At 70.1% G+C, this 22,637-nt stretch carries 24 protein-coding genes and 1 pseudogene; 11 read left to right on the top strand and 14 right to left on the bottom strand.

What is annotated here, in order from left to right:
* Positions 1-410: 410 nt before the first annotated feature.
* The gene (locus tag QFZ76_RS03120) at positions 411-719 is read left to right on the top strand and encodes a hypothetical protein (protein ID WP_307672228.1); all 309 of its coding nucleotides are present in this window, start codon (positions 411-413) and stop codon (positions 717-719) included.
* A gap of 162 nt (positions 720-881) precedes the next feature.
* Here the strand turns inward: QFZ76_RS03120 and QFZ76_RS03115 are convergent, their stop codons facing one another.
* Positions 882-1,094, bottom strand: coding sequence for a hypothetical protein (locus tag QFZ76_RS03115; protein ID WP_307672227.1), 213 nt, complete (start codon positions 1,092-1,094; stop codon positions 882-884).
* Positions 1,095-1,314: 220 nt separating this feature from the next.
* Here QFZ76_RS03115 and QFZ76_RS03110 point away from each other — a divergent pair, with 220 nt between their 5' ends.
* Positions 1,315-1,512 carry a DUF6207 family protein gene (locus tag QFZ76_RS03110; RefSeq protein WP_307672226.1) on the top strand — a complete coding sequence of 66 codons (198 nt, stop codon included), beginning with the start codon at positions 1,315-1,317 and terminating at the stop codon, positions 1,510-1,512.
* Positions 1,513-1,984: 472 nt separating this feature from the next.
* Here QFZ76_RS03110 and QFZ76_RS03105 read toward each other — a convergent pair whose 3' ends face one another.
* From QFZ76_RS03105 to manD, 6 genes are all read right to left on the bottom strand, one after another.
* Positions 1,985-2,608, bottom strand: a complete 624-nt coding sequence (locus QFZ76_RS03105; RefSeq protein WP_307672225.1) for a bifunctional 4-hydroxy-2-oxoglutarate aldolase/2-dehydro-3-deoxy-phosphogluconate aldolase — start codon at positions 2,606-2,608, stop codon at positions 1,985-1,987.
* Between the two features lie 56 nt (positions 2,609-2,664).
* Positions 2,665-3,678 (bottom strand): sugar kinase, encoded by a 1,014-nt coding sequence (locus QFZ76_RS03100; protein ID WP_307672224.1) that lies wholly within the window; start codon positions 3,676-3,678, stop codon positions 2,665-2,667.
* Positions 3,679-3,799: 121 nt separating this feature from the next.
* On the bottom strand, positions 3,800-4,879 hold the full coding sequence (locus QFZ76_RS03095) for an L-idonate 5-dehydrogenase (protein ID WP_307672223.1): 1,080 nt from the start codon (positions 4,877-4,879) through the stop codon (positions 3,800-3,802).
* Positions 4,876-6,270 carry an MFS transporter gene (locus QFZ76_RS03090; RefSeq protein WP_307672222.1) on the bottom strand — a complete coding sequence of 465 codons (1,395 nt, stop codon included), beginning with the start codon at positions 6,268-6,270 and terminating at the stop codon, positions 4,876-4,878. The genes QFZ76_RS03095 and QFZ76_RS03090 overlap by 4 nt, the downstream gene beginning before the upstream one ends.
* A gap of 84 nt (positions 6,271-6,354) precedes the next feature.
* Positions 6,355-7,809 (bottom strand): mannitol dehydrogenase family protein, encoded by a 1,455-nt coding sequence (locus QFZ76_RS03085; protein WP_307672221.1) that lies wholly within the window; start codon positions 7,807-7,809, stop codon positions 6,355-6,357.
* Positions 7,806-9,014, bottom strand: a complete 1,209-nt coding sequence (gene manD, locus QFZ76_RS03080; RefSeq protein ID WP_307672220.1) for a D-mannonate dehydratase ManD — start codon at positions 9,012-9,014, stop codon at positions 7,806-7,808. The genes QFZ76_RS03085 and manD overlap by 4 nt, the downstream gene beginning before the upstream one ends.
* Before the next feature lie 90 nt (positions 9,015-9,104).
* Between manD and QFZ76_RS03075 the strand changes: the two genes are divergently transcribed.
* Positions 9,105-9,815 (top strand): GntR family transcriptional regulator, encoded by a 711-nt coding sequence (locus QFZ76_RS03075; RefSeq protein WP_307672219.1) that lies wholly within the window; start codon positions 9,105-9,107, stop codon positions 9,813-9,815.
* A gap of 203 nt (positions 9,816-10,018) precedes the next feature.
* On the opposite strand, the gene QFZ76_RS03070 is transcribed toward QFZ76_RS03075, so the two are convergent.
* Positions 10,019-10,672: an SDR family NAD(P)-dependent oxidoreductase gene (locus QFZ76_RS03070; RefSeq protein ID WP_307672218.1), complete on the bottom strand. Its 654-nt coding sequence runs from the start codon at positions 10,670-10,672 to the stop codon at positions 10,019-10,021.
* Positions 10,673-10,804: 132 nt separating this feature from the next.
* Between QFZ76_RS03070 and QFZ76_RS03065 the strand changes: the two genes are divergently transcribed.
* Positions 10,805-10,963: a hypothetical protein gene (locus tag QFZ76_RS03065; RefSeq protein WP_307672217.1), complete on the top strand. Its 159-nt coding sequence runs from the start codon at positions 10,805-10,807 to the stop codon at positions 10,961-10,963.
* 31 nt (positions 10,964-10,994) lie between these two features.
* On the opposite strand, the pseudogene QFZ76_RS03060 reads toward QFZ76_RS03065, so the two are convergent.
* Positions 10,995-11,342 (bottom strand): annotated as a pseudogene (locus QFZ76_RS03060) (3-oxoadipate--succinyl-CoA transferase subunit B); the annotation flags it as partial.
* 174 nt (positions 11,343-11,516) lie between these two features.
* Positions 11,517-12,788 (bottom strand): Nramp family divalent metal transporter, encoded by a 1,272-nt coding sequence (locus tag QFZ76_RS03055; protein ID WP_307672216.1) that lies wholly within the window; start codon positions 12,786-12,788, stop codon positions 11,517-11,519.
* A 244-nt stretch (positions 12,789-13,032) separates the two neighbouring features.
* Between QFZ76_RS03055 and QFZ76_RS03050 the strand changes: the two genes are divergently transcribed.
* A complete protein-coding gene (locus QFZ76_RS03050; protein WP_307672215.1) occupies positions 13,033-14,124 on the top strand; it encodes a zinc-binding dehydrogenase in 1,092 nt (363 codons plus the stop codon).
* 146 nt (positions 14,125-14,270) lie between these two features.
* On the opposite strand, the gene QFZ76_RS03045 is transcribed toward QFZ76_RS03050, so the two are convergent.
* The 4 genes from QFZ76_RS03045 to QFZ76_RS03030 all read right to left on the bottom strand — a co-directional run bounded on the left by QFZ76_RS03045 (position 14,271) and on the right by QFZ76_RS03030 (position 18,045).
* The gene (locus QFZ76_RS03045) at positions 14,271-14,906 is read right to left on the bottom strand and encodes a GntR family transcriptional regulator (protein WP_307672214.1); all 636 of its coding nucleotides are present in this window, start codon (positions 14,904-14,906) and stop codon (positions 14,271-14,273) included.
* 206 nt (positions 14,907-15,112) lie between these two features.
* Positions 15,113-15,850, bottom strand: a complete 738-nt coding sequence (locus tag QFZ76_RS03040) for an alpha/beta hydrolase (protein WP_307672213.1) — start codon at positions 15,848-15,850, stop codon at positions 15,113-15,115.
* A 1-nt stretch (position 15,851) separates the two neighbouring features.
* Entirely contained in the window at positions 15,852-16,928 is a 1,077-nt protein-coding gene (locus tag QFZ76_RS03035; protein WP_307672212.1) for a maleylacetate reductase, read from the bottom strand.
* A 160-nt stretch (positions 16,929-17,088) separates the two neighbouring features.
* A complete protein-coding gene (locus QFZ76_RS03030; protein WP_307672211.1) occupies positions 17,089-18,045 on the bottom strand; it encodes a VOC family protein in 957 nt (318 codons plus the stop codon).
* A 239-nt stretch (positions 18,046-18,284) separates the two neighbouring features.
* On the opposite strand from QFZ76_RS03030, the gene QFZ76_RS03025 reads away from it, so the two are divergent.
* From QFZ76_RS03025 to QFZ76_RS03000, 6 genes are read left to right on the top strand one after another with little or no spacing between them, the layout of a single operon-like run.
* The gene (locus QFZ76_RS03025; protein WP_307672210.1) at positions 18,285-19,112 is read left to right on the top strand and encodes an N-acyl homoserine lactonase family protein; all 828 of its coding nucleotides are present in this window, start codon (positions 18,285-18,287) and stop codon (positions 19,110-19,112) included.
* Positions 19,109-20,044 (top strand): NAD(P)-dependent oxidoreductase, encoded by a 936-nt coding sequence (locus QFZ76_RS03020; protein WP_307672209.1) that lies wholly within the window; start codon positions 19,109-19,111, stop codon positions 20,042-20,044. Before QFZ76_RS03025 ends, QFZ76_RS03020 begins: the two co-directional genes overlap by 4 nt.
* Positions 20,041-20,439: a cupin domain-containing protein gene (locus tag QFZ76_RS03015; protein ID WP_307672208.1), complete on the top strand. Its 399-nt coding sequence runs from the start codon at positions 20,041-20,043 to the stop codon at positions 20,437-20,439. Before QFZ76_RS03020 ends, QFZ76_RS03015 begins: the two co-directional genes overlap by 4 nt.
* A 6-nt stretch (positions 20,440-20,445) precedes the next feature.
* Complete coding sequence (locus QFZ76_RS03010; protein WP_307672207.1) at positions 20,446-20,859, top strand: carboxymuconolactone decarboxylase family protein; 414 nt, start codon at positions 20,446-20,448, stop codon at positions 20,857-20,859.
* Complete coding sequence (locus QFZ76_RS03005) at positions 20,852-21,760, top strand: NAD(P)-dependent oxidoreductase (RefSeq protein WP_307672206.1); 909 nt, start codon at positions 20,852-20,854, stop codon at positions 21,758-21,760. Before QFZ76_RS03010 ends, QFZ76_RS03005 begins: the two co-directional genes overlap by 8 nt.
* On the top strand, positions 21,757-22,590 hold the full coding sequence (locus QFZ76_RS03000; RefSeq protein WP_307672205.1) for a carboxymuconolactone decarboxylase family protein: 834 nt from the start codon (positions 21,757-21,759) through the stop codon (positions 22,588-22,590). Before QFZ76_RS03005 ends, QFZ76_RS03000 begins: the two co-directional genes overlap by 4 nt.
* Positions 22,591-22,637 lie beyond the last annotated feature (47 nt).

Below are 22,637 nucleotides of genomic sequence, written 5' to 3'. Positions count from 1 at the left end.
CATGAATCCAGTGCAGCCCCGTGCCGGGCTGTCGTCAAACGCAGAACTCGTGACGGTCGGCTTCGGTGAGCGACGAGGGGTGCGCGGTCGGCGCCGGCCGGTCCTGGGCCGTGCTTGGGCGGGCGGCCGTTGACGCCCGTAGGACCGTCTTCGGCGGGTATGTGAGCACTGGCGCCATACCGGCACGCGGGGCTGATATCGGAGCCGGACGCGTCACCCGGCCGCCGCACCGTCGGCAGCCCGGCCCGGCAGCGGCGCCGACGCGGGCAGCACCGCCGACTGCGGACGGCTCAGCTGGATGACGCTGAAGGCCGAAGACGAGGAGCGAGAGCTGAGCATCATGTGGCCCCGACGACAGGATGCTCGGTCGGGATGAAGCGTGTGTCTCCCCGCCGACCGATACAGCGCGGGTGAATGCCGACGGCATTGACGGGTACGTCGTCGACATCGGTACCTACCTCCTCATGGGAGGCACCATGTCTGTCTGGTCGTGGATCCGTGAACACTCGCGGCACAAAGGCGGTGAGCGACCCTCCAGGGCTGGAGACACCGCAGAAGTCGGCTCCGGCAAGTCACAGGACACGGGCGGCGAACCGGAGGCCGACGCACCGGACCAGCACAGCACGACAGGGACGACACCCAACGACACGTTCGTGGGCCGGGTCTCCGGTGACGACCCCGGCTCCCTGGAGACGGGCGCTGAGAAACGCGCTGAATAGCGCGGCCGAACCGGCGGTTGTCCCCCTGAGAACCCCCGGGCCCGCTGCCGCAACCGCTTCGAAGAGGCGCACCTCGCGTTGACGCGACCCGTGCAGGCGGGCCGACTGCTCCTCTGCCTGCGTGCGTGATCGTCACCGCGCGGCGAAGAGGCGCTCGTACGTTCAGCGCTTCCACACCTCTGGCCCGCCCTCATGCCATTCGATCAGGCCAGAGTCGGCGACATCCAGTTCGTCCCAGCCGGTCAGGCCGGCGTTCTGCAGGAACACGGTGAGGTCGTGAAGGCTGTACGCGGTGCCGAGGGTCCGATCGTCAATTCCCACCTTGCGGCCACCGGTCTCCAATGGCGGGTAGACGATCACGCGGCGCTCGGACATGGCACCAGCCTCACCCACGACGCGTAGCCACGCATCCCGGGGCTGCGGAGGATTCCTCACAGAAGCAGAGCACCGGGCAGCTGGTTCTGTTCACGAGATCCTCGACGCAACAGCCTCAGCGGTGCTGCTCATCATCGAGCCTCGGAATACCGGCCTCTCCACCAGTTGGACGGCAGTGCGGAGGCTGCGGGGTACCGGGTGTGGGTGCGCCCCGGAGCATGTGCGGCCGGTCGACGGCGTCGACTACGACCAGGTCGTCACCGAGCGGCTGGAGAAGACGCCGCAGTGGTGGGCGACCGCGACGGTGGACCGTACGACCCGACCCGGCGTCTGGCTGAGCTGCTACCTGGACGTGCGCCAGGAGCGAACTCGTAGCACCGAACAAGCACAGGGCCGGGGAGTCGCCGCAGCGCGCTGACCTGCCGTGGTGGGCGTGATGGTCGGCGGCGTCCAGCCGTGATCGGGTGATCCCGGCGTGCGCTGTGCGTCCAGGGGTGTCAGCGTGGTCAGCAGGGCATCGTGTGTAGGACCTTGCGGCTCGTGGCACAGGCCGAGCTTCTGAACTGCGGTTTTCAAGCTGTCTCGGGGCGATGGCAGACGACTCAGGCTCACGAACGTGGCACTTCCTGGGCCTATGGTTGTGAGCTCGGGCTCGCCTCGTAGGTGATCACGAGCTAGTGTCCTGCGCCAGTAGTTGATCGTTAGCGGGCCAATCGGCCGACCTCAACTGAGATCTCCCGTCACGCTTCCTGGCGTGAATAACGATCTTGTGCCCGATGGTCTGTGGACGCGTATCGCTCCCCTGGTGCCGCCACACCCGCCGCGGCGACGACGACTTGTGGGCGCCGATCGGATCGTTGCTGCTGCCCTGGCCCGAGGAGGCGCCGGGCTCATCGACAAGCGTCCGTGAAGGCACGGGCTCGTCGGGTGATCTCCGGCCAGTTCCCGGCGGCCACCAGGGAGGGCGGTACGACGTTCGAACCGGCGCACACCGCACGCGCCCCGGCGGCGAGGAAAGCGGCCGCGTTGTCCTCGCTGACGCCTCCCGACGCCACCAGCGGTACGCCCGGGAACGGGCCGGCCAGATCCCGGAGGTAACCGGGGCCGAAGGCGCGTGCGGGGAAGATCTTCACCGCGTCGGCTCCGAGGTCGAGTGCCAGCCCGACCTCTGTGGGGGAGAGGGCGCCGAGGACGACCGGCACTCCGGCCGCTGACGCCGCCTTGGCCACCTCCGGGCGGCAGCCGGGGGTGACGAGGTACCGGGCTCCCGCGTCGATCAGCTCCTCGGCCTGTTGGGCGGTCATCACCGTGCCCGCGCCGATGCCGTACCCGTCGTCGGCCACCGCCCGTCGCAGGTGCGCGGCGAGATCGGGGGTGGTGCGGGTGAACTCGATCCAGTGGATGCCGCCGGCGCGCAGGGCCGCGCACAACGCCGCCGCGTCGGGGATCGCTGGTGCGCGGACGACGGCGATCACGCGGTCTTCTGACAGCTGGGAGAGGAAGTAGGCGGTCATGGACGGGAGTTCTCCTTCGGCGGGGCCGGACTCGGGTTGTTGCGGGGTGGTTTCCCTCAGCGGGGTGCTGTGGCGGCCCAGGCGTCGTCGTCCAGGGCGAGGCACCGGTCGGTCTTCGTGCGCGGCGGCATGACGGGAACGTCGTCCCTGGTCCGCAGCGCGGCGGCGGCCGCCAGATGGCCGAGGCGCAGCCGTGAGCGTTCGTCGCGATCCTCCAGGACGCCGGTCAGGTAGCCGGCCGCGAACGCGTCGCCCGCGCCGACCGGCTCGACCACTTTGACGGGCAGCGAGGGTACGAACGTCCGTACTCCGTCGGCATACGAAGTCGCTCCGTGCTCGGCGTCCTTGACGACCACAACGGGCGAGGGATCGAGCAGGGCCGCGATGTCGTCCGGACGGGCGGTGCCCCACAGCTCCTGGGCCTCGTCCCGTCCCACGAACACGATGTCCGCGGCGCGGGCGAGTGCCAGCAGGCTTCGTGCGGCGTCCGCGCTGCCGCCTCGCCAGAGGGCGGGGCGGTGATTCACGTCGAAGGAGACGACCGGACCACGTGTGGCGCGTCCTTCCCGTCCGAAGAGCAGCGCCTCCAGCAGGCGGGCGCAACTGTCGGAGATGGCCGCGGCGACGCCCGACACATGCACGATGCGGGCCCGGCGGAGCGCGGGCCGCCGAGCGAGCTCGGGCCCCATCCGGGTCGCGGCCGAGCCGCCGCGGTAGTAGTGCGTACGGGTGCGGTCCGGACCCGGATCCTTGAAATAGATGCCGGTCGGCCGGTCGGGATCGGTCTCGACGGCGCTCACGTCCACGCCGCGCGCGGCGAGTTCGGCCAGGATGCGACGGGCGAACGGATCGTCGCCCAGACGGCTCAGCCAGGCGGCGCGGTGCCCGAGTCCGGCCAGTCCGCAGGCGACGTTGGACTCGGCGCCGCCGATGGCCATGCTGAGCACGGGCTGCTCGGCGAGCGGGCGGGCGTCCGGCGGGCTGAGGACGGCCATCGTCTCGCCGACGCACACGACGTCGGCCACTGGCTCCCGGCTGTCGGCGGCGTGGGGAAGGGACGGCAAGGGCACGGGATTCTCCTGGCGGACGGTGCGGGATCGCGGACGTGGTGGCCTGATGGTGGGAGTGCGCAGGGACGGCGCGAAGGCGCCGGTGCGGCGGGCGGGCCCGTACTCAAGGACCCGCCGTGCGTCACAGACCGGCGGCCTTGGGGGCCTCGGTGGCCTCGGGGGCCTCGGGGGCCTCGGGGGCGAGGCGCAGCATGACCTTGCCGCTCCCGCTCCCCGGGTCGGCGGCGACGGTGAGGGCCTCCTCGGCCCGTTCCAGCGGGAAGCGGTGGGTGATCAGCGGGGTCACGTCCAGGCCGTCCCGGAGCGCGCGCAGTGCTTCGTCGATCTCCTCGACGAAGCGGTACGAGCCGATCCAGGTGATCTCCCGGGTCACCAGGTCGCCGAGAGCCGCTGCTGCGGCCGTACCGGGCAGGTTGCCCACCTGGACGAGCGTGCCTCCTCGGGCCGTGGCCCGCAGCACCGGCCCGAGCGCGGCCGGGGCGCCGGACGCCTCGAAGACCACATCCACGTCCTCGGGCAGCCCGTCGCCTGCGGAGAGGTTGTACGTCTCGTCGGCGCCCATGGCACGGGCGACGGCGAGGGAGGACGAGGCAAGATCGGCGGCGACGACCCGGTCCGCTCCCCGGTACCGCGCGGCGGCGATGACCAGGCAGCCGATCGGTCCGCAGCCGTTGACCAGGACTGTACGGCCGCGCAGCTCGAGGGCCCGGCCGACGGCGTGCAGGGCAACGGCCAACGGTTCGGCGAGGGCGCCCTGTTCGGTGCCGACGCCGTCCGGCAGCGGCCGTATCTGGGCCGCGGGGACCGCCCGGTACTCGCTGAACCCGCCGTCGGTGTGCGGGTCGAAGGCCGCCGAGCCGAAGTAACGGACGCGCGGGTAGAGGTTGGTCCGTCCGGCGATCCGCTCGGGAAGGACGCCGTCGCCGACCAGTTGGGCCGGGTGCACGGTGACCGGCTGCCCTTCGCGGAGGCCGGTGACCCCGTTGCCGAGCGCGGCGATTCGGCCGGCGACCTCGTGTCCGAGCACGAGCGGGTGCGCGAGGGCAGCGGTGCCGGACGCGCCCTTCTTCCAGTACGCGATGTCGGATCCGCAGATCCCGCCCCACTCCAGGGCCAGCAGCACCTCGCCCGGGCCCGGCACCGGCCGGGCCCGTTCGTCGACCCGTACGTCGCCGGGACCGTGCACCACGACCGCCCTCATACGGCATCCTCCAGCCGGACCAGGTCGCGTCCGCGTGTCTCGGGCGCGAGGAACGCGCTGACGAAGGTGATGAGCGAGTAGACGACGAGCATGGCCGCGATGGGCCACCAACTGCCGGTGACAGCCGTGAGCGTGGCCGCGAGGACCGGGCCGATCGCGGTGGCGAGGATGCCGCCGATCTCCTTGGCGAGTGCGAGCTGGGTGAACCGGGTGCGGGAGCCGAAGAGTTCGGCCATCGTGACGCTTTCGAGCGAGAACAGACCGAGGACGCCGACGTTCAGGCCGAGGACCATGCCGATCATCACGCCCGGGGTGGACCCTGAGGTGATGAGGAGCATCACCGGGAAGGCGAGGACGACGGTCAGCAGCGAGAGGGCGAGGTAGACCGCGCGGCGTCCGAAGCGGTCGCCGAGCAGGCCGATCACGGGGACGGTTGCGAAGCCCACCAGCGAGCCGTACACGATCGCGTCCGTCGGGACGGACCGGCCGACCGCCAGGTTGGTGGCGATGTAGCCGACCAGGAACGTCTGGATCAGCCCGGAGTTGCCCGCCTGGCCGAAGCGCAGCCCCATCGCCAGGAAGAACGCCTTGCCCTTGCGCTGGCGGATACCCGCTGCCAGGACGCTGCCCTCGTGTTCGTCCGCCGTGGCGATCGCGGACTCGACCTCGTCACGGGCCAGTGCCACACCGTCCACCACGTCGGGGCGCTCCTCGAAGACCGGGCTCTCCTTGAGACTGCGGCGCAGCCATACCGCGAAGATCATCAGCACGAAGCTCAGCAGGAAGGGCAACCGCCAGCCCCAGGAGAGCAGTTGGTCCTCGCTGAGCACGGCGAGCAGAACGGCCCACAGGCCGGAAGCGGCGAGTGTCCCGGAGTTCGTGCCGAGTGACACCAGCGAGGAGATCAGGCCGCGCTTCTGTGCGGGCGCGTACTCGGCCAGCATCACGGTGGCCCCGGCGATCTCGGCACCCGCGCCGAAACCCTGTACCAGGCGCAGCACGACGAGCAGCACCGGCGCGAGGATGCCGATGGTGGTGTACGTCGGCAGGGCGCCGATCAGGGTGGTGGAGGCACCCATCAGCAGGATCGTGAGGTAGAGGACCTTCTTGCGGCCGAGCCGGTCGCCCATCCGCCCGAAGTAGACGGCGCCGGCGAGCCGGGCGACGTACCCGACGCCGTAGGTGGCCATCGCGGCGATCAGTCCGATGGCCGGGCTGACGTCCGGGAAGAAGATCTTGTTGAAGACGATCGCGGCGGCCAGCGAGTAGAGCTGGAAGTCCATGAACTCCATGGCTGTGCCGAGCCAGCCCGAGACGGCGGCCCGGGTCAGATCGCGTGTGGTGCGCTGAGCGGATGGCGTCTGCTGAGCGGCCATGACGCTGTCCTTCATCGTGAACTCCGTTGTTCGGGGGCTGAAGTGAGGCTCAGATGTGAGGGGACGGAGAGGGGTTCGGACGGTGGGCGCGGAGGGGGTTCAGATCTCGACGCGTCCGGCGCGCAGGGCGGGGAGCCGGTCCGCGACGGCGGCGGTGAGGGCGTCGTCGTCCGCCAGGTCCGCCGCGCCGAGCACGCGTAGCAGCGCGCGTACGGTCCCGGCGGGGTGGGTCGCGGGCTCGTCCCAGCAGGCGGTGAGTGCTTCGGCGGCGGGATCGGCGGGTGCGTCGGCCTGGCGGGTGCTGTGCGCCCAGGCGGCGAGGGCGAGTTCGAGGACCGGGGTGTTCGTGCCGCGGGCCCGCAGTTCGCGCAGGGCCGGCAACCAGCGCTCCGTGATCTTCAGCGATCCGTCGGAGCCGATCTGCCGCAGTAGATGGCGCATGGCGGGATTGCGGAAACGTGCGACGAGATCGTCGGCATACGCGACCGGATCGGGGCCGTCGGCCGGGAGGGTGGGCGCGACCTCCGCGCACAGCGCCCGGACGAGGCGCTCGCCCCAGTCCGCCGCCATGGCCTCGGCGATCGTGGAGAGCCCCGCGGCCGTACCGAGGTAGGCCAGCGCGGAGTGGGAGCCGTTGAGCAGCCGCAGCTTGGTGAGCTGGTAGGGCGCGACGTCCGGGACGAACAGGGCGCCGTCGAGCTCCCAGGGCGGCCGGGGCGCGGCCAAGGAGTCCTCCAGCACCCACTGCCGGTACGGCTCGCCCGTCACGGGGAGGGCGTCGCGCATCCCGAGCGCGGCGCCGGCCGCCGTCCGGTCGGCCTCGCTCGTCGCGGGCACGATCCGGTCCACGACCGTCGCGGGGAAGGAGACGGCTTCGGTCATCCGGTCCAGGATCTGAGCACGGTCCGGCCAGGCCGACGCACGGACGAAATCGTGGACCACGCGCCTCAGGGCGGCGCCGTTGTCCGCCATGTTGTCGCAGGACGCGACGCTGACCGGGGGCGCGCCTGCGCGCATCCGCGCGGCCAGCCCGGTGGCCAGCCGCCCGACCACCGTGGTGAGGGGCCCGTCGGGGGCCGCCGCGAGGTCGGCGGTGACGGGTCCAGCCGCGGTGTCCAGCCCGCCGGTCGACGGGGAACGGTGATAGCCCTTCTCGGTCACGGTCAGGGTCACCACCGTCACCTCGGGGTCGGCGAGAAGGGCATCGACGGCATTGGCATCGGGTCCCATGGCCAGCGCACCCACGACGGCACCCACGACGCGCGTACGGTGACCGTCCGGACGGCGTTCGGTGAGCGAGTACAGACAGTCCTGGCTCCGCAGCTCTCGTACGGTCCCGGCCGACCGGGGCGCGACCGCGGTGATACCCCAGGGTTCGCCGGAGCGGGCGGCGGCCTGCTCGGTGTACACGGCCTGGTGCGCCCGGTGGAAGGCGCCGAGACCGAAGTGGACGACACGGGTGCGCAGTTCGGCGGGGTCGACCGCGGGCCGCAGCTCGGGCGAGAGCCGGGGGAGCGCCGCGCGGTCCAGCCGAGAGAGGGCGTCGGCGCTCACCAGTCGTGCACCGACCCGTCGAGGCGGCGGGCGACCGGGAGGTAGCGCCGCTGGTAGGGGAAGCGCTCGGCGGCCTTCTCGTCGTACTCGACGCCGAGGCCCGGCTCCTCGGTGGGGTGCAGCATGCCGTCGGCGAAGGTCACCCCCGTACGGAACACCTCGGCGGTCTCGGCGGGGTGGCCCATGTGCTCCTGGATGCCGAAGTTCGGCACGGTGATGTCGACGTGCACGGCGGCCGCCATGCTGACGGGGGAGAGGTCGGTCGCCCCGTGGGATCCGGTCCGCACCTGGTAGAGCGCGGCGAGGTCGAAGATCCGCCGCAGATGGGTGATGCCGCCCGCGTGGACGACGGTGGTGCGGACGTAGTCGATGAGCTGTTCGGTGATCAGGTGCTGGACGTCCCAGATCGAGTTCATCACCTCGCCGACCGCGATCGGTGTCGTGGTGTGCCGGCGGATGAGCCGGAACGACTCCTGGTTCTCGGCCGGAGTCGGGTCCTCCATCCAGAACAGCCGGCACCCCTCGACGCTCTTGCCGAACCGGGCCGCCTCGATCGGGGTCAGCCGGTGGTGCACGTCGTGCAGGAGGTGGAAGCCGAAGCCGAAGCGCTCCCGCACCGCCTCCAGGTAGGCGGGCGCGAAACCGAGATAGGCCTCGGTGTCCCAGGGCTGCTCGTCGGGCAGCTCGGTCGCGGCCGGCTCGTAGACCGTGCCCTTGCGTACGCCGTACGTGCCGCCGACGTCGGGCACCGCGGCCTGCGCCCGGACGGCCTTGTAGCCCAGCTCCAGATAGCGCTCGACGTCGTCCAGCAGCGAGGGCGTGTCGGTGCCGCTGGCGTGCGAGTAGACCAGGACGCCGTCGCGCGACCGGCCGCCGAGGAGCTGGTAGACGGGCAGCCCTGCTGTCTTGCCCTTGATGTCCCACAGCGCGGTGTCGACGGCGGCGATCGCGGTCATGGTGACCGGCCCGCGCCGCCAGTAAGCACCCTTGTAGAGGTACTGCCACATGTCCTCGATACGGGCGGGATCCCTGCCGATCAGCAGGGGAACCACGTGGTCGCGCAGGTAGCTCGCGACGGCCAGCTCACGACCGTTGAGCGTGGCGTCACCGAGTCCGGTCACTCCGTCCGTGGTGGTGATGCGCAGCGTGACGAAGGTACGGCCGGGGGAGGCGACGAACACCTCGACGCGTTCGATCTTGCTCACAGGTACTCCTTGGTCGCGAAGTACTTGTATACAAGCAGCTGTCGCTTAGTGTGGCAATACTTGTGTCGTGGCCCTACGTACGATGTCCACATGCCTCAAAGGAATGGGCGGACGAGTCGGCGCGACATCTACCTGAAGTTGCGTCAGATGGTCCTGACCCTCGAACTCGCCCCGGGTGCGGCCCTCTCGGAGAACGAGCTCGCCGCGTCACTGGGCGTCAGTCGCACGCCCGTGCGGGAGAGCCTGATCCTGCTGGCCCAGGAGGGCTTGGTGCAGGTCTTCCCGAAGATCGGGTCGTTCGTGTCCCGGGTGGATCCGGCGCAGGTCGCTGACGCGCAGTTCCTGCGGGAGGCGGTGGAACTCGCATCACTCAATGATCTTCCCGAGCGGCTCGACCCCGCGGTAGTCGAGGAACTGCGGGGCAATCTGAACCGTCAGCAGTGCGCGGACCTCGACCTGGAGGAGTTCTTCGATCTGGACGAGGCGTTCCACCAGGGCCTGATGCGGTTGAGCGGTCATGGCAATGTCTGGACCACCGTCGCCGCGGCCAAGGGCCACCTGGACCGGGCCCGGCGCCTCGGCCTCCACGAGAACGTGTCCCCGGCCGCGTTCGCCGCCCAGCACCACGAAATCTTCGAGGCGATCGTCGGCGGGAACGTCCCGCTCGCCCGCACGGCCATGCGTACCCACCTGCGGGCCGTCTTCAGTGACATCGAACGCATCCGCGCACACTCGCCCGAACTGTTCGCCACCGGCGCCTCGACGGTGCCCGTGCGACGCAACGTCGTGGTCTGGGAGTGACCTCCGCCGGTCGCCCCGTCCCCGCAGAAGTGTTTCCCGTCCGCAATCAGCGGAGACGCGTTCGTCACTTCAGTCCCGAATCGGGGAGCCGGAGGGATACACGCACGGAACCCGCAGGGCGTCGCCGTACGACCCTCACGGGCGCAATGTGCCTCCGCCGCCTCAGGGTCCGTACCCGGCAATGCCCTACCGCCGCAGGGCGGTTAGCCTTCCGAGGCTTCATATCTACCCTCCGCACCCCGGCGGCTCTCCGCACCTCCGGCCCTCCGTCTCATGAGGGCGGCGGTGACCGCACTGGAGTGGGCGGGGTGGGTGTTGCAGATCCGTGCCGTCGGGACTGGTCGAGTTTGACGAGGTGCGTGGCTGCCTGCGGTGGTTACTCGCCGTCGGGGAAGTCGGCCGAGCGGGAGAGGGATTCCCAGGGAGGTGAACTCGGTGCGGAGCTGGTCGAGCTTGTCGAGGGCGAGGCAGTGGGCGAGGCCGCCGAGCAGGAGCCGGTGCGGTGGGTTGTCGGCTTCGACGGCGGTGATGATGGCGGCGGCGCGGGCGGGGTCGCCCGGTTCCTTGCCGGTGCCCGCGCGGAGGCCGGCCTGCTGTGCGCCGGCCGTGGGCGCGTAGTCGGCGATCTCGTGGCCGGGCAGGGTCTCGGTTGCCGAGCGGCCTGTCCAGTCCGTGCGGAAGGGGCCCGGCTCGACGAGGAGGACGCGCAGGCCGAGAGGTTCGATCTCCTGCCACAGGGCTTCGGACAGGCCCTCGACGGCGAACTTGGTGGCGTTGTAGTAGCCAACCGAGGGGAAGGCGCGCAGGCCGCCGATGGACGAGAAGTTGACGATGGCGCCTTTGCGGCGACGCCGCATGCCGGGCAGGACGGTGCGGGTGAGGTGGACAGGCCGAAGAAGTTGATCTCGAACATGCGGCGGATCTCGTCGTCGGTGCTTTCCTCGACGACGGCGAAATAGCCGATGCCGGCGTTGTTGACCAGCACGTCGATGCCACCGAAGAGGTCCTCGGCCGCGGTGACTGCGGCCGAGGACCTGTTCGGGCCGGGTGACGTCCAGCGGCATGGCCAGGGCACGCTCGCCCGCAGGGCGTTCGGCTGGGCGCGCGTGGCGCCCTCCGGAGCTGCTTCCGGCGGTCACGTCCGGTGACAGGCCGGCGAACCACACGACCTGGCGGGCGTCAGCGCAGATAGATCCGGTCCGGGTCGACGGTGTCGCGCAGCAGGCTCAGCTCCGTGCTGGTCGGTGGCTCGATGAGGGCGAGGTCGTCGGCCACTTCCAGGTCCCAGCCCGTCGCGGCGCGCGCCCGGTCCACGGTGACTCCCGGGTGAACCGCTGTCAGGCGCAGCTCTTTGCCCACCCCGCCGCGAGCCAGGATGCCCAGCTCGGTGATGACGCGGGTGACGCCCGCGCCGAAAGGCCGGATGCCGTCCGCGAGCGCGCGGTCGGGGCCCGGGGACGTACAGAAATCGAGCGAACCGGTGAGTGAGCGCGGCTCGTGGCGGCGCATCACGACGAAGTTCGAGCGCGTGACGGGCTAGCCGAGCCTGTTCGGGTGGCAGAGCCTGCTCGGCCCGGACGGGTCCCGGGTCCCGTCGCGGGGGTGATCCCTCTCGAGTGTCACTCCCGCGACGGAAGCGGCCACCGACCGGGCGCGGACTCAGTCGCATCAATCCGGCTCACTCAGTCGCATCAACGCGGCTCAGCCGAAGAGCAGTTGCTGCAGCAGATAGACGTTGATCCCGGAGATGAGCAGCGCCGCCACCCAGCCCAGGAACGTGGTCACCGGCCGGTTGACCAGGTCACCCATCAGGTCCCGCCGCCGACTGATCAGGACGAGCGGGATCAGGGCGAACGGAATGCCGAACGAGAGCACCACCTGCGACATCAGCAGCACCTTGTCCGGAGACACTCCGAGTGCGAGGACGACCAGCGCCGGCGCCATCGTGATGCCCCGCCGGACGAAGAGGGGGATCCGCACCTTCAGGAAGCCCTCCATGATGACCTGCCCGGAGTACGTGCCCACGCCGGAGGAGGAGAGCCCGGACGCCAGCAGCGCGGCGGCGAAAGCCAGCGCGGCTCCGCCGCCGATGAGCCGGGTGAACCCCTCGTGGGCGCCGCTCAGGCTGCCGTCGAACCCTCCGGCAGCGCCGTGGAAGACGGCGGCCGCCACACAGAGCATCGAGAGGTTGATCAGGCCGGCGATGCTCAGGCCCAGCGTGGTGTCAATGCGCAGCGTGCGCAGCGCCCGCCTGCGCTCGGCCGGGCCCTCCGGCGCCTGCCGCTGCGCGGTCAGGGCCGAGTGCAGATAGATGACGTGCGGCATGACCGTCGCCCCGATGATGCCGATGGCCAGCACGACGGAGTCGGTCCCGTGGAACATGGGCACCATCCCGGACGCCAGACCGGAGGGGGACTGTCCGCCGGCGGCGAGGAGGGTGTACACGAAGCCCAGGGCGATGATGGCGAGCAGGAAGACGATGGCCAGCTCGAAGGGGCGGTAGCCGCGTCGCTGCAGGGCGAGGATCGCGAGGCTGACCACGGCGGTGATCAGTGCGGCGGGCAGCATGGGGATGCCGAAGAGCAGGTAGAGCCCGATCGCCGCGCCCACGAACTCGGCGAGGTCGGTCGCCATGGCCACGACCTCGGCCTGCGCCCACAGCCCCATGACGACCGGGCGGCGGAAACTCTCCCGGCACAGTGTCGGCAGGTCGCGGCCGGTGGCCAGGCCCGTCTTGGCGGACAGGTACTGGATGAACATGGCGACTGCGCAGGCCGCGACGAGCACCCACACGAGTAGATAGCCGTGCCGGGCGCCCGCCTGGAAGTTGGTGGCGAAGTTGCCGGGATCGACGTAGGCGACGGCGGCGACAAAGGCGGGACCGTAGAAGGCGAGCCGACGGCGGCGCACGGACCGGCGGAGGGCGGGTCCTTGTACGAGGGTCGGGGCCGCTGCGGAGGTACCGGTGCTCATCAATGGGCTCCTGCGGGTCGGGGGACAGACGGGCGACGGGGACGCACACGGCGAAGCCGCGGTCGCCACTCGACATGTCAGACAATATGTTCGTACTACCTGGCCCTCGGTCTCAGATGGGGCATGTCTCTGATCAGGGAAAAGCCCCTTGCCGATTGGTCGAAGTTGAACAAGATGCCAGCTTGCGGCCCTGCCTAACTCGTGTACGATCGTCATACAATATCAGCAGAAGGGGCCCTGAACAATGAAGGCAGCCGTATTCGCCGACCCGGCCGGACCCTTGGTGGTGGAGAAGCTCCAGTTGCTCCCACCGAGCCCCGGCCGGTTTATCGTCCGTACCGGTGCGACCCCGTTCTGCGCGACCGATGTGATGAACGCGCGCGGGTTGTTCGGAAAGGTGCCGCCCACCATCCTCGGCCACGCGTCCACCGGGGTCGTCGAAGAACTCGGCCCCGGAGTCACCGGACTCCGCATCGGTGACCGGGTTGTAGTGCACGGCACCGCCGAGTGCGGCCGCTGCTTCTACTGCGGCATCGGTCGTCCCGATCAGTGCGACGAAATCTTCGGCCGCCCGGACGGGCCGCCGGTGGTGGCCGCCCGGTCCGACGGTGAACCCGTCACGGCCGCCGGCAACGTCGGCGGCTATGCCGAGTTCATGTGCGTCTCCGCCGCCCAGGTGTTGCCCGTGGCGACCGACCTGCCGGACGAACACCTGGCCCTGCTGGGCTGCGGAGTGACCACCGGCCTCGGTGCGGTCTTCAACGTGGCGCGCGTCGTGCCCGGCACTGCCGTCGCCGTGGTGGGCTGTGGGCAACTGGGTCTGTGGATGGTGCAGGCCGCCCGTCTCGCCGGGGCCGAGCGGATCATCGCCGTCGAGCCGCTGGCCGCGAGGCGCGAGACGGCTGCCCGGCTCGGCGCCACCGACCTGGTGGATCCGGGCGAGGCCGATCCTGTGGAGCAGGTCCGGGCCCTGACCTTCGGTCGCGGTGCCGATTACGCCCTGGAAGCGGCGGGACCCGCGGCCGCACAGACCCAGGCGCTGCTCATGACACGCCGGGCCGGAACCGTCGTCCTCACCGGAGTGGCACCGCTCGGCACCGTGGTGACGGTTCCTCAGATCGAGTACGCCATCCACGGCCGCACGGTCCTCGGCTGCCAGAACGGCCGCGTCCGCATGCGGCGCGACATCCCCGCGTACGTCCGGATGCTCGAGGACGACCGCTTGGACGCCGGCCCTCTGATCACCGCCCGTTACGCGCTCGAAGACATCAACGAAGCCCTCACCGCCTCCGCGGACCACAACGACCTGAGTGGCCTCGTCATCCCCGCCCTGTAGTCCCGGGCAAGTCCCGGCAAGAGGCGAGTGGCCGCCCCGGAAGGCGGCCACTCCCTCGACACTCATGGGCCTTCGCCCGGAGCAGGTGGGGCATTGCCCTTGCTCACGGGCACCGCGTCATAGGGCGCAGCGGTTACTGCCGGTCGTCACCCGCTCCACCCCTTCAGCGCCTCGAAACCCGACTCGTACGACCGGTCCAGATGGGTGGCGCAGGCCCGGACGGCTCGTTCGGCGTCCCGGTCGGCCAGCGCCTCGTAGATCTCGCGCAACTCGGTGCCCGCGACCCGGGCGCGGCCCGGCAGACGCAGCGAGGCACACATCAGCACGATGATCCGGGCCCGCAGTTTGACCAGCTCGTCCAGCGTGGCCATCACACCGGCGGCGCGCAGCAGCAGACCGTAGAAGTTGTCCCTCGCCTGCATCAGGGCACCGGGATCCGGCGGGAGCTCCGCGACCGTCTCGAACGCCGTCAGCGTGCGGTGCAGCGCCCGCAGCTGGGAGTCGGAGGCCAGCGCGACGAAGCGGCGCACCATGACCTCCTCCAGTGCTCGCCGGACCTCGTCGATCTCGGCGGCCTCTTCGGGCGAGGGCACGGATACCACGCAGCCCTCGGCCGCGGTCGTCAGCCAGCCCTGTTCGGACAGGTCACGGACGGCCTGGTGCACCACACTCAGCGGAACACCCGTCCGGACCATGACGAGGCTCTCGTCGAGCCGCTGTCCCGGCCTCAGCTGGGACGTGTAGATGTCCTCGCGCACTGTCCGCAGGACACGCTGTCGCAAGTCCGCCGTGACTACGGCCGACTTCAGCTGCCATGAGGGCTTCCTTGCCCACGAGCCTTCGTGCTCCACGCGAGTGAGGCTACGGCCAGTTCGTCATACAATCAATGGTGGAGCGATGTCAATTTCGACGTATCCGCGCAGCTTGCCCAAGCCTTCGTCGGTGCTCAGAGCCTCGTCGTCGAACCTGCCCCAGGGGGCGTTGCCGGTCAACTCCCGCCGTCGTGTCCGACCGGGCGCCCGGTCTCAGTGACGACCTGGACCCGTTCGAGCAGGCGAGTGCGGAGCATCCGGCGCAGACGCACGATCGAGTCCTCGTTGAGGTGGTGCAGCGGGTCGTCGTACGTCGTCAGCTCGATCTTCCCCCCGAGGGAGGCCAGGGCGCCGGCCGTCCTCTCCACCCGGGTCAGCGGGACGAACTCGTCCTCCTCCGCGCACAGGAGCACGGTCTCGGTTCCGGGCACGCCGGTTCCCGGGACGGCGGGCCAGGGCCGGGCCTCCGGGCCCAGGTAACCGCCGGTGTGGAGGAACGCGCCGGCGCACGACGGCTGATCCCTCAGCAGGTACTCCGCGAGCAGGCAGGCTCCCTGGGAGAAGCCGAACAGGATGACGTCCTCGGGCGCCCAGCCCATCCGCCCGAGGTCGGCCAGGTGGGTCCGAACCGTGTCGAGCGCGTTGTCCAGGCGCGGCTGGTTCTCGTCGAGCGGCGCCAGAAAGCTCTGCGGGTACCACGTGTCGTCGTCAGCGCGCGGGGCCACCCATGCCACCCCGGGGAGACCCACCCGGTCGGCCTGCTCGACCATGAATTGCGGGCCCTGGGTCCGCCCGTGCACCGCGTACACCACCAGTCCCGCCTCGGCCAACGGTGCGCCGTGCAGGACCGGAGGGCCGGTGAGGTGCGGGTTCTCGGACGAGGTGGTGAACGCCGTCGTGTCGATGTCATCCATGTCAGGCCGCCTTCCGGTCCTGGGCGGGCTCGCCGGCCCACGCGCGCGTGAGCAGGTCGGTGAGCTCCTCGGCACCGACCTGGACGGGGTTGTCCGGCGGCACATACGGCAGGATCAGCTGGACCGCCTCGGGGATGTCCTCGCGCCGCATGCCGTAGTCGGCCAGCGCCCGCGGAGCTTCCAGCTCCCACCGAAGATCGTTCAGTCCGGCCACCGGCGTGGCACTGCCCAGAGCGCCCGCGATCCGGTGCGCCGTGTCCGGCACACCCGGCGCGTTGAGCTCCAGTACATAGGGGAGCACGGTGGCGTGGGTCTGCGCGTGCGGCAGGTCGTACGCGCCGCCCAGCACATGACAGATTTTGTGATGGAGCCCCGAGCCCGCGGAGGTGAAGGCGACCCCGGACAGGTAGCAGCCGTGGAGCGCGGCGTCCCGCCCGTCGACGTCGTCCGGCTTGCGGGCGATGCGTCGCAGCCCGTCCGCGACGGCGCGCAGGCCCTCCATCGCGAAGGCCTGGTTGATGGGATTGGTGCGCGGGGCCCACATGGAGTCGACGCAGTGGGCGACGGCGTTGAGCCCCGAGGCCACGGAGAGGTCGACCGGCAGCGACATGGTGAGCTCGGAGTCGTACACCACGGCGGCCGGGAGGACGGCGTCGTCGACGCCGGTGGTTTTGCGGGAGGCCTCGGTGAGCCCCCAGACGTTGGTGGCCTCGGACCCGGCGTATGTCGTGGGTACGGCCACGATCGGCAGCCGCGTCGTGAGCGCCACGGCCTTGGCCAGCCCGGTCGTGGATCCGCCGCCCACGCAGACGAGGAGGTCGGCTCGGCACTCGGCCGCCGCGGCTCGGGCGGCCTCGGCCTTCTCCACGGGTACGTGAGGACGTACGTCGCTGTGCCGGAGCACCACCGGAAGGTCGGCGGTGACGCGCTCGGCGATCTCGGCCTCGGGCGGCGCGGCGATCACCATGACCCTGCGGGCGCCCAGTCGCTCGGCCTCCGCGCTGAGGTTCCGGGCGGCGCGGCCGTACCCGAAGAGGACGCGTTGGCCGAGCGTGACGTTCTCGAAGCTGAGGCTCACTGTTCGTTCCCTGGTGTGGGGCGGGTGGAGGGGGCGGTGGCGTCTGCGGCAGGCGCCGGATCGAAAGGCCGAGGCGGCGCCGGCCCGGACGGCCGATGCTGCGCCGGGGCCCGGGTGCGGAGGAAGCGCCCGGGCCCCGAACCGCTGTCGCGGGCGTCGGTCAGTCGGTCGTGACCGGCTCGAGGCGCGAGAGGATGTCCTCCCGCTCGCTCTCGAACTGCGGCGGCAGCATGAAGTTCTTGCCGAGCTCCTCGGGAGACTCGTCGCAGTCCCAGCCGCCCTCCTCGTCGGTGACCGCCAGCTCGAACAGGGCGCCGCCCGGGGTCCGCACGTAGTGGGACTTGAAGTAGGTGCGGTTCTTCAGCTCCGAGATGTCGGTGTAGCCGGCGCCCTCGACCTCGAACCGCACCTCGGACTGGTTCTCCAGGGTGTCGAGGTTCCAGGCGAAGTGGTGGTAGGTGCCCGCGCCGTAGCGCCACGTGCCCTGGTCGTCGGACCGGTTCCCGCGCAGCTCGATGAAGTTGCCGTACTCCTGCGTCCCGACCTGGACGCAGGCGAGGTCACCATCCTCCTCGACCTTGCCCTGGGAGAAGAACGTCTCGTTCGTGAAGTCGACCATGCGGTCCTGGTCGTACACGTGGATGCCCATGCCGTGGATGCCGTGGATGGCGGCCTCGGGGGACACACCGTTGCCGGTGAAGCCCTCGCGCGGGTCGCTCTCGTTCCCGACCAGGACGTACTCGATGCCGGACGGGTGGAGGAAGGCGACCCGGCCGCGGCCGAGGGCCTCGAAGCGCTTGGTCTCGATGTCGTGCTCGCCCAGTCGCTGCGCCCAGTAGTCGAGCGAGCCGGCCGGGACGGAGAGGAGAACCTCGCGCGCCTGGTTGGTGCCTCGCTTGCCGTACAGCCCGGCCTGGGCCCACGGGAACGTGGTCACCACCGACGAAGGGTCACCGTTCGCGTTGGAGTAGTAGAAGTGGTAGATCGGCGTGGAGCCGTCGTACAGCACGGTCTTCTTGATGAAGCGCATGCCGAGGACCCTCGTGTGGAAATCCACGTCCTCCTGCGCACCACCCACGGACAGCGTCACGTGGTGGGAGCCGACGAGATACGTCATGTGCTCGGTTCTCCTTCTCAGGTCGTGCCGGAGCGGAGTGGCCCGGCAAGCCGTATGATTGTCATACGATATTATGGGCAGGTCAAGAGTCGTCACCGGAATCGCCAGGCGCATGTTGGAGCGGCACCGAGGCTGAGGTCGGCCCTCTATGTGGCTCCGCCCGACTGCATTGCGATCGGCGACTGAACTGGGCTAACGTGACCCACCAACCGATTGTCAGACGATCATACGAGGCTTCCGTGAGTAATCCGAACGCCGACGAGACGTACGAGGTCCTCATCGTCCGCTACGCGTCCCGTACGACGACGCGCGGCGAGGTCTTCCTCAACCACCACCTGTCCGGCGAGCCGGACGGCCCGATCGGGATGGACTACTACGTCTGGGTCGTGCGCAACGAACGGCGCACGCTCGTCGTCGACACCGGCTACAGCGAGCTCGGCGGGCGCAACCGGAAGCGGGGCCACCTCATCCATCCCGGGGAGGCGTTCAGCCGCCTGGGGATCGATCGGGCGGAGGCCACGGTGGTTCTCACCCACGCCCACTACGACCACGTGGGCAATGTGGACCTGTTCGCGGACTCGAGGGTGATCGTGCCCCGGACGGAGTTCGACTTCTGGACCGGCGACTGCGCCCGGCGGTTCCACTTCCACCACACCGTCGAGGACAGCGAGATCGACCACCTGCGGGCTGTCCACGAGCAGGGCCGCATGGTGTTCCACCGCGGCCACGAGGAGATCGCGCCAGGTGTGGAGATGATCGAGCTGGGCGGCCACTCGCCGGGGCAGGCGATCCTCACCGTCAACACGAACGAGGGCCTGGTGCTCCTCGCCTCCGACGCGACGCACTACTACGAGGAACTCGAGCGCGATCTGCCGTTCCTCGTCGTCGCCGACCTGGAAGCGATGTACCGGGGCTTCGACCACATGAACCAACTCATCGCGGACCGTGACGCGATCCTCGTCCCCGGCCACGATCCGGCCGTGCTCGACCGCCACCGGCGGCTCGACGGTCCGATGGGGGAGTTCGTCGCGGTCATCGGCGGCCCACAAGGTGGAGGAGCAGCATGACGGACACGACCTCGCCGGTCTCGCAGCTGGGCTTCATCGGCCTCGGCAACATGGGCGGGCGGATCGCCCGCTGTCTGGTCTCCGCCGGGTACGACGTCCTTGGCTACGACACCCGCGCGGAGAACGTCACCGCCTGTGGTGCCACGAGGGCGGCGTCCGTCGCCGAGGTGACACGTACCTGCGACGTCGTCCTCCTCTCGCTGCCGGAGAGCAAGGTCGTCGAGGCGGTGGTACTGGGCGAGGAGGGAGTGCTCGCCGGGGCTCGTGAGGGTCAGGTGGTGGTCGACCTCAGTACCTCGGCCCCCGCCTCCACCCTGCGCCTGCACGAACGGCTCGCCGAACGCGGCACAACCCTGCTCGACGCCGGGATCTCCGGCGGTGCCGCGGCGGCGGAGAAGGGGGCGCTCACCCTCATGGTCGGCGGGGAGCGGGCGACTCTCGAACGCGTGCGTCCGGTGCTCATGGCCGTCTCCTCCAACGTCTTCCACTGCGGATCCGTCGGAGCGGGGCACACGGCCAAGCTGCTCAACAACTTCCTCAACGCCGTCGCGCTGTCGGCGACAGCCGAGGTGATGGTCGCCGGGCGCAAGGCGGGGCTCGATCTTCAAGTGCTCCTCGATGTGCTCAACACGAGCTCGGGGGTGAACTTCGCGACGCTGAACAGGTTCCCGAAGATCATCAACGGCGACTACCTCAAGGGCGGCCTGACGAACGCGCTGATGATGAAGGACGTCCTCGCCTACCTCGACCTCCTCACAGGGCTCGGCGTCGCGAGTCCCAACTCCTCCGCCCCCATGGCCTCCTTCGGCCTCGCCCTCCAACTGGGCTACGCCGACGACATCAGCAACACCGTCGTCGACGCCATCGGCGATGTCTCGGGGCGGGTCCGTATCCACGACGGTGTGTACGACGCCGGGAAGGACAGGCCGTGAAGCTGATCCACGGAACAACCCAGCACGGCGTCGGCACCAAGACCGGCTCGCAGTTCACCGGCACGGTGCACGCCTACCTCACGATGCAGGCCACCGACGGCGTGACGATCAACACTGTCAACTTCACGCCTGGTGCCCGCACGTACTGGCATGTCCACGAGCACGGCCAGATCCTCCAGGTGCTTGCGGGGAGCGGCTACGTCGGGACAGAGCAGGAAGGCATCCGCCGACTGCGGGCCGGGGACACCGTGTGGTGCCCACCCGGTGAGCGGCACTGGCACGGCGCCGCCCCCGACTCCTTCATGACCCACACCGCCATCTCGCTCGGGACGACGTCCTGGGCCGAGGAGGTCGGCACGGAGCAGTACCCCGCCCCCGTCACCGAAGAGGACTGAAATCCCATGACAACGGACATCCCCATCCGCGACACCCCTCACAGCGACACCTACGAAGCCGGCCTGGCCACGCGCAAGGCCGTGCTGGGCGCCGAGCACGTCGAGCGCTCGCTCGCCCAGGTCACCGAGTTCTCGCGCCCCATCCAGGAGCTGGTCACCGAGTACTGCTGGGGCGCGGTGTGGAACCGTCCCGGGCTCGAGCGGGCGACGCGCAGCCTGGTCAACCTCGCCATGCTGACCGCGCTGGGCCGCAATCACGAGCTCGGCGTCCACGTCAAGGGAGCCCTCACGAACGGGGTGACCGTCGAGGAGATCCAGGAAGTACTCCTCCAGACGGCCATCTACGTCGGCGTGCCGGCCGCACTGGAGTCCTTCCGTGTCGCCGAGCGTGTGATCGGTGAGGTCAAGGGCGATGCCTGACCGTTCCGATCGGCCCTCGGTCGCCTTCGTCGGCCTGGGGAACATGGGCACGCCGATGTCGGTGCGGCTCGTCGGCGCCGGATACGCCGTGACCGGGTTCGACCTGAGCCAGGACGCCCGTGCCGCGGTGGCCGCCGCCGGCGCCCGGACCGCCGAGACCGCGGCCGACGCTGTTCGAGGCGCCGATGTCGTCATCCTCATGCTGCCCAGCAGCACGGTCGTCGAGGCGGTGCTCGGCGACCCGACGGTTGCCGATGCCCTGGCCGAGGGCAGCACCGTCGTGGACATGAGCTCCTCCGACCCGCTCTCCACCAGGCGTCTCGCCGCCGGTCTCGGGAGCCGTGGTGTCACCCTCGTCGACGCGCCGGTCTCCGGAGGGGTCAAAGGCGCCGAAAGGGGCAAGCTCACGATCATGGTGGGCGGCGCCGAGGATGACGTCGAGCGCCTGTCCGCGCTGCTGGAGACCATGGGCACCGTCCGTCGCGCCGGCCCGGTGGGCGCCGGGCACGCGCTCAAGGCCATCAACAACCTGCTCTCCGCCACGCACCTGCTGGCCACGGCCGAGGGCGTCCTGGCAGGCGAGCGGTTCGGGCTCGACCCCGCTGTCATGGTGGAACTGATCAACGCCTCCAGCGGGCGCAGCGGTTCGACGGACAACAAGTTCCCGAACTTCGTGCTGCCCGGCACCTACGACTCCGGCTTCGGAATGAAGCTGATGGTCAAGGACATGCGTATCGCCGTCGACCTGGCCCAAGAGCTCGGCGTCGCGAGCCCGCTCTCCGGGAGTGCCGTGGAGATCTGGGAGCGTGCAGTGGAGGAGCTGCCCGACACTGCGGACCACACCGAGATCGCCCGGTGGACGTTTGAGCGAACAGCCGACCGGAAGCTGGTGACGGGATGAGTACGGAGATTCAGCTGCCGTCGGAGTGGGAGCACCCGTCGGCGCAGGAGCTCCCATCCGGACAGGAGCTCCCAGCGGCACAGGAGCTCAAAGACGCCGTCGTCGAGCTGCATGGCGCGTGGGACAAGCAGTGGGAGGCGGTGCTCGAGCTCGCACCGCGGCTCCTCGCGGCGTACGTGCGGCTGGCCGGTGTGCCCCAGCGCAAGGGCCACCTCGACGCCAAGACCCGCGAGCTGGTCTACCTGGCCGTCGACGCGGCGGCCACGCACATGTACGCCCCCGGCGTGCGCCGACACATCCGCAGGGCCCTCGATCTCGGTGCGACCCCCGGCGAGATCACCGAGGTCATCGAGCTCACAACGACCGTGGGGATCCACGCGATGAACATCGGCGTGCCCCTGCTCGCCGAGCTCCTCGAAGAGCGCGGTCTGCGCCACGGGCCCGGTGAGCTCGACGCGTACCGGACCGAGCTGAAGGAACGGTTCACCGCCAACCGCGGCTACTGGCACGAGTTCTGGGACGAGATCCTCGAACTCGACCCCGAGTTGTTCGAGGCCTACACCGACTTCTCGTCCGTGTCCTGGCAGAACGGCTCGCTGGAGCCCAAGGTCAAGGAGTTCATCTACACGGCGTTCGACTGCGCTTCCACGCACCTGTACGTGAAGGGCTGGAAGGCGCACATGGACAACGCGCTGGGCTACGGCGCCACCGTCGGTGAGCTGCTGGAGGTCATGGAGATCGCCAGCGTCATGGGCATGCAGAGCGCGCTCCAGGCACTCCCCGTACTGAGTGAGGAGCTCCTCACCAGGACGGCTCCGGCGGGCCGGTGACCCATGCCACCGGCCACTCCGCCCTCCGAGGGGTGGAACTCCAAGCC

Source organism: Streptomyces sp. V4I2, assembly GCF_030817655.1.
GTDB lineage: Bacteria > Actinomycetota > Actinomycetes > Streptomycetales > Streptomycetaceae > Streptomyces > Streptomyces plumbiresistens.
Note: the sequence above shows the minus strand (reverse complement) of the source record. Positions and strands in the feature narration are given on the sequence as shown.

Bases quoted from the DNA above. Each gene is read 5' to 3' on its own strand.
- QFZ76_RS03020 (WP_307672209.1), top strand. From the start codon at position 19,109: ATGACGGACACGACCTCGCCGGTCTCGCAGCTGGGCTTCATCGGCCTC.
- QFZ76_RS03030 (WP_307672211.1), bottom strand. From the start codon at position 18,045: ATGACGTATCTCGTCGGCTCCCACCACGTGACGCTGTCCGTGGGTGGT.
- QFZ76_RS03005 (WP_307672206.1), top strand. From the start codon at position 20,852: ATGCCTGACCGTTCCGATCGGCCCTCGGTCGCCTTCGTCGGCCTGGGG.
- QFZ76_RS03010 (WP_307672207.1), top strand. From the start codon at position 20,446: ATGACAACGGACATCCCCATCCGCGACACCCCTCACAGCGACACCTAC.
- QFZ76_RS03050 (WP_307672215.1), top strand. From the start codon at position 13,033: ATGAAGGCAGCCGTATTCGCCGACCCGGCCGGACCCTTGGTGGTGGAG.
- QFZ76_RS03000 (WP_307672205.1), top strand. From the start codon at position 21,757: ATGAGTACGGAGATTCAGCTGCCGTCGGAGTGGGAGCACCCGTCGGCG.
- QFZ76_RS03115 (WP_307672227.1), bottom strand. From the start codon at position 1,094: ATGTCCGAGCGCCGCGTGATCGTCTACCCGCCATTGGAGACCGGTGGC.
- QFZ76_RS03105 (WP_307672225.1), bottom strand. From the start codon at position 2,608: ATGACCGCCTACTTCCTCTCCCAGCTGTCAGAAGACCGCGTGATCGCC.
- QFZ76_RS03055 (WP_307672216.1), bottom strand. From the start codon at position 12,788: ATGAGCACCGGTACCTCCGCAGCGGCCCCGACCCTCGTACAAGGACCC.
- QFZ76_RS03065 (WP_307672217.1), top strand. From the start codon at position 10,805: ATGCCACCGAAGAGGTCCTCGGCCGCGGTGACTGCGGCCGAGGACCTG.
- QFZ76_RS03090 (WP_307672222.1), bottom strand. From the start codon at position 6,270: ATGAAGGACAGCGTCATGGCCGCTCAGCAGACGCCATCCGCTCAGCGC.
- QFZ76_RS03040 (WP_307672213.1), bottom strand. From the start codon at position 15,850: ATGGATGACATCGACACGACGGCGTTCACCACCTCGTCCGAGAACCCG.
- QFZ76_RS03095 (WP_307672223.1), bottom strand. From the start codon at position 4,879: ATGAGGGCGGTCGTGGTGCACGGTCCCGGCGACGTACGGGTCGACGAA.
- QFZ76_RS03070 (WP_307672218.1), bottom strand. From the start codon at position 10,672: ATGCGGCGTCGCCGCAAAGGCGCCATCGTCAACTTCTCGTCCATCGGC.
- QFZ76_RS03075 (WP_307672219.1), top strand. From the start codon at position 9,105: ATGCCTCAAAGGAATGGGCGGACGAGTCGGCGCGACATCTACCTGAAG.